Below are 4,083 nucleotides of genomic sequence, written 5' to 3'. Positions count from 1 at the left end.
GGCGGCCGGCTGATCCGCCGGCCGCCTAGTTCAGACTAGGACAGGCCGTCGCCCGCGGTGTTGACCTGGGTCAGGGTGAAACCGACATTGTTGAAGTTGTAGGTTGCGCTGACGTCCGCGCGGTCGGACGTGCTGGACTTGAATTCGAAGGTGATGGTCGCCGTGACCGTCTGGGTTTCTCCCGTCGGGGTCAGCGGGTTGGAAACAGGATCACCGGCGACAGTCAGTACGGGAGCGGAAACCGTGACGTTCGCGGGAGTGAAGCCGTTGGTTGCGGTGATCCCGGAGGTGGCGATCTCGGCGGCCATCTTGTCACCCGCCAGCGTGACGTTGAGGTCCTGCGTGAAGGTGAGCAAATCGCCCGGGACCACTTTGTAGGCGGAGATAGTGACAGGATCGCCGTTACGGTCGGTCCAGGCGCCGACGCCGTTGACGACGTTCAGGTCGCCGGCAACGATGATGCCCGGCGTCTGTGCGGCCGATGCGTTCCAGTTGGCCAGTGTGCCGCCGCCGCCCAGCAGCAGTGCTGCGCCCAGTGCGATAGCTGCGGATCCCTTAATCAATGTGCTGTTCTTCACGGTGTGTCCCCTCAGACTTTTACGTGCTTTCTTTTCTAACTGAAAGCAACATTGCACGCCCTAAATCAGGACAGAGCGGGGTATTCCGTCAAGGTTTCCTCAAGATACTCCAAGTCTTAAAACAGGCGCCTGACCTGCAGTTTCTTCGAATAGGTTGCCGGAAAATAGTCAATCAAAGTTAGTAATTCCAGTCAAACAAAGTTAGTAATTCCGGTCCATCAAAGTTAGTAATTCCGCCGGTGCCCCAACCGCGGAAGCACAACGGCAAACACACCAGTCGCGGGAAATACCAGCAGGCCGGTAGAATGCCGGCGGCTAGGACACCAACCGAGATTGTCTTGCAATACGGCCAGTATTGCAAGACAATAAGGCAATGGGGATCGTCTGGGCGGCCAGTGCAGACAAACATGGCATCAACCATGAGGATGCCCTGAATGCCATCCTGAATCAGACCTACCATGTACAACATTTCGATGAACCTCGAGTCGATTCGCGCACAAGACCGGACCTGTTTATCGGCCTACGAGGGACAGAAGCATGATCCTTGAAGTCATGGTGGTGATCACGCCTCCGAACGACATCCTGATGTTCCACGTCATGGAAGCCCGCAGGAGAATCCTGGACATCGCAGAAAGGCAGGCTGGCAAGTGAACGAAACAAAAAAAGCCCAGGCACCCGAGGAACTCGATACCGAGGAGCAGGCCCGCTACGCAGAGCTGGCATCCTGGGCAGAGACCGCAGACATCGGACCCGAGGCCCGAATCAGCAAGGCGGACGGTCCCGAGGCGGGCCGTTCCCTCCTCGAAGCCGCGCTTGGCTCCACTGAAGCAGTCAGACGCGCCGTCGGCAAACCCTCACTCAGCGCCAAAGGAACTTCGCCGTCCCGTTCCCTCAGGCTGCCTCAGGATATGGACGCCAGGCTCGTGGAGCAGGCCCAGAAGGAACACCGGAACCCGTCGGCGATCATCCGAGATGCCCTGGCTGAATATCTGGCCAAAGCCTCCTGAAAGTCCCTTAGTAATTCCGCCGGTGCCGCAACCGCGGAAGCACCACCGCAAACACACCGGCCGCAGCGAACCCCAGGACGCCCGTAGCTGAGACTCCCGCGCCGAGGTTGGCCAGCGCCGTCACCCCGGAGAGCAGGACGGGCCCGCCGGTTGATCCCGCATCGGCGATAAACCGCCACAGCCCCAGGAACTGGCCGCGGCCGCGATCGGGCGAGAAGTCGGCGCCGAGCGTCATGATCAGGCCGGAGCTGATGCCGTTGCCGAAGCCGATCAGCAGCGACGCCAGCAGCAGCCCGCCAAAGGACGCAGACAAAGGGATGAGCAGCATCGCGACGCCCATGATAATGGTGGACGGGATGGCCACGAACAGCCTGCCGCGGCGATCCATCACCTTGCCGGCCGGGTAAAACACCAGCATGTCGATCGCCCCGGACAGTCCGTAAATCACGGAAGCCTGGGCCGGATCCATGCCCAGATGGTCCGCCCACAGCGGGATGACCACCTGGCGGGACGCGCGCAGCGCGCTGAGCAGCAGGACCCCCACACCCAGCGTCAGGAACACTCGGGCGTGCGAAACCGCCACATTCCGCAGCGTCGGCTCCGGACCCCTATGGCCGCCGTCGGGCGCTGGCGGGACCACCAGGTCCGGGATGGTCACCGCCAGAAGGGCGGCGGCCGCCATGCCCACCACCCCCACCCAGTACGCTCCGGCGATCCCGGCGAACTGCATCACGCCGGCACCAATGAACGGCCCCGCAAAGACGCCGATCCTGCTGACCCCGCCCAGCGTCGACAGCGCCCGCGCCCGGAACTGCACGGGCACCGCCTCGGTGAGGTACTTCTGCCGCGCCAGGCTGAAGACACTGGCGGCCATCCCGACGACGGCCATCGCCACCGCAAGCAGCCATAGTCCATTGGGAATCATGGATGACATGGCGGCGGCCGCGAGCGCCAGGGCACCCACGGCCGCGGCGCCGACGATGGACCAGCGTTCGCCGAACTTGAGCGTGATGAGGGAAGCCGGCAGATTGAAAAACCACGAGCCGAGCCCGATCAGGGTGACGATCAGCGCGGAGACCGCCACCGAGGCGCCGAGGTCACGGGCGGAGAGGACCACCACCGGGAGGACCGCGCCTTCGCCGATGCAGAACAGCAGCGCCGGCCCGAACGCGGGTATGGCGATGCTTCGGAAGTTGAACGGCTGTGGGGTTCCTGGCGAAGTCATCAGATTTATCTTATGCCGCCGGAAATTCGCCAGCTTTTAGGGGGTCACAAGCGGCCCTGCGAGGACTAACGTTTGCCTTGTGGGGCGCTTCCGCCTGCCCCTCTCAGCCAAGGAGGTCTCATGGGTGAAGTGTGGATCCGCACCATCAACAATGGTTTGGTCCGGGCCGACAAAGTCACGGAAATTGCATCCACCCGGGGGTCCCTTCATGAGGACCAGGGTTTTGCGCTGAAGGTCATCGTGGACGGCAAGGCCCATGTCGTCATTGACGACGGCGGTCTTCCGGGCACGCTTCCCGAACGGCTGGAACACGCGCAGCATCTGGAGGATGCGCTGCTGTTCGCCCTCGACGAGGCCCGCGAAGCCGATTCATCCATGGTGGTCTTCTTCGATCCGGAGAACGACCGCTGGGCCCTCGCTGCTGCGGCGGAGCTGGCCGGCGGGATTCCCGCCGTCGGATAACCCCCGACGGCGGCCCTCCACCAAAGCGCGAACGGACGGTTAAGCCCTCCCCCAAGCGCGAACGGACAGTTCAGGCCCTTCGAAACAGGGGCCTCAAATGTCCCGTTCGCGCCAAATGAAGCGTGGGTCAGGCTGCGGCGTGGCTGAACTCGGCCGCATGGGTGGTAGCGCGGCGGGGCGCGAGAATGCTCAGCGTGCAGTGGGTCTGCTGCGGGTCAATCCTGGTGGGCAGGTGATGGGTCTCGGAGCAGACCTGAAGCTGACGCAGGGCTTCGGGATCCACGCGGGCGTTCCGCACGTCCAGTTCCAGGTCCAGGTTGTGCTTCAAGGCGTTGGCGCGTTTCACCACCACGTAAAGGGCCTGGATGCTGTGGACGGTGACGTGGCCCTTGGCGAGAACCTGGGCCTTCGCGTGGTCGAGATCTACACGGACAAGAATGCTGAGCTTTTCGGACAAGATGATCATGCCTTCCTTGCGTGGCTGCGACGCTGCAGCCGGGGAGGCCGCGACTCTGCGGCCAATGGCCGCGCCTCTGCAGCCTCATCCAGAGTAGGCAACGAATGTGATGTGCGCAACATTTGGGCCCAGATATGTCGCGGACCCCCAAGCGCCTCCGCGGCCACCGAAACGAGGACGCTGGACAGGGACTTCTGATACGTTTGCCCAATCTCAGCTACAGAAGGGGACTCGCATGTCCGGCACGTATGACGTCGATGTGGTCAGAGAGTTCAACGCTCCGCTGAGCCGGGTCTGGGCGGCCTGGACCGTGCCCGGCGACCTGCGCCAGTGGTGGGGACCAACAGGTTTCAC

At 62.9% G+C, this 4,083-nt stretch carries 5 protein-coding genes; 2 read left to right on the top strand and 3 right to left on the bottom strand.

The features are described from left to right. Positions 1-35 precede the first annotated feature (35 nt). Positions 36-578 (bottom strand): alternate-type signal peptide domain-containing protein, encoded by a 543-nt coding sequence (locus V6M49_RS08615; protein WP_332760861.1) that lies wholly within the window; start codon positions 576-578, stop codon positions 36-38. Between the two features lie 647 nt (positions 579-1,225). Here V6M49_RS08615 and V6M49_RS08610 point away from each other — a divergent pair. Then, positions 1,226-1,585: a ribbon-helix-helix protein, CopG family gene (locus tag V6M49_RS08610; protein WP_332760860.1), complete on the top strand. Its 360-nt coding sequence runs from the start codon at positions 1,226-1,228 to the stop codon at positions 1,583-1,585. 7 nt (positions 1,586-1,592) lie between these two features. Here the strand turns inward: V6M49_RS08610 and V6M49_RS08605 are convergent, their stop codons facing one another. Continuing rightward, the gene (locus V6M49_RS08605; protein WP_332760859.1) at positions 1,593-2,810 is read right to left on the bottom strand and encodes an MFS transporter; all 1,218 of its coding nucleotides are present in this window, start codon (positions 2,808-2,810) and stop codon (positions 1,593-1,595) included. Between the two features lie 120 nt (positions 2,811-2,930). Between V6M49_RS08605 and V6M49_RS08600 the strand changes: the two genes are divergently transcribed. Next, positions 2,931-3,272 (top strand): hypothetical protein, encoded by a 342-nt coding sequence (locus tag V6M49_RS08600; RefSeq protein ID WP_252573588.1) that lies wholly within the window; start codon positions 2,931-2,933, stop codon positions 3,270-3,272. 127 nt (positions 3,273-3,399) lie between these two features. On the opposite strand, the gene V6M49_RS08595 is transcribed toward V6M49_RS08600, so the two are convergent. Then, positions 3,400-3,738 (bottom strand): hypothetical protein, encoded by a 339-nt coding sequence (locus V6M49_RS08595; protein WP_332760858.1) that lies wholly within the window; start codon positions 3,736-3,738, stop codon positions 3,400-3,402. Between the last annotated feature and the right edge of the window lie 345 nt (positions 3,739-4,083).

Source organism: Pseudarthrobacter sp. (assembly GCF_036675385.1).
In the GTDB taxonomy this organism is placed as follows: Bacteria; Actinomycetota; Actinomycetes; order Actinomycetales; family Micrococcaceae; genus Arthrobacter.
This window is presented reverse-complemented; position numbering and strand designations above follow the sequence as displayed.

What these genes read in the sequence shown, in the direction of transcription:
- V6M49_RS08605 (WP_332760859.1), bottom strand. Translation starts at nt 2,810, where the DNA reads ATGACTTCGCCAGGAACCCCACAGCCGTTCAACTTCCGAAGCATCGCC.
- V6M49_RS08600 (WP_252573588.1), top strand. Translation starts at nt 2,931, where the DNA reads ATGGGTGAAGTGTGGATCCGCACCATCAACAATGGTTTGGTCCGGGCC.
- V6M49_RS08595 (WP_332760858.1), bottom strand. Translation starts at nt 3,738, where the DNA reads ATGATCATCTTGTCCGAAAAGCTCAGCATTCTTGTCCGTGTAGATCTC.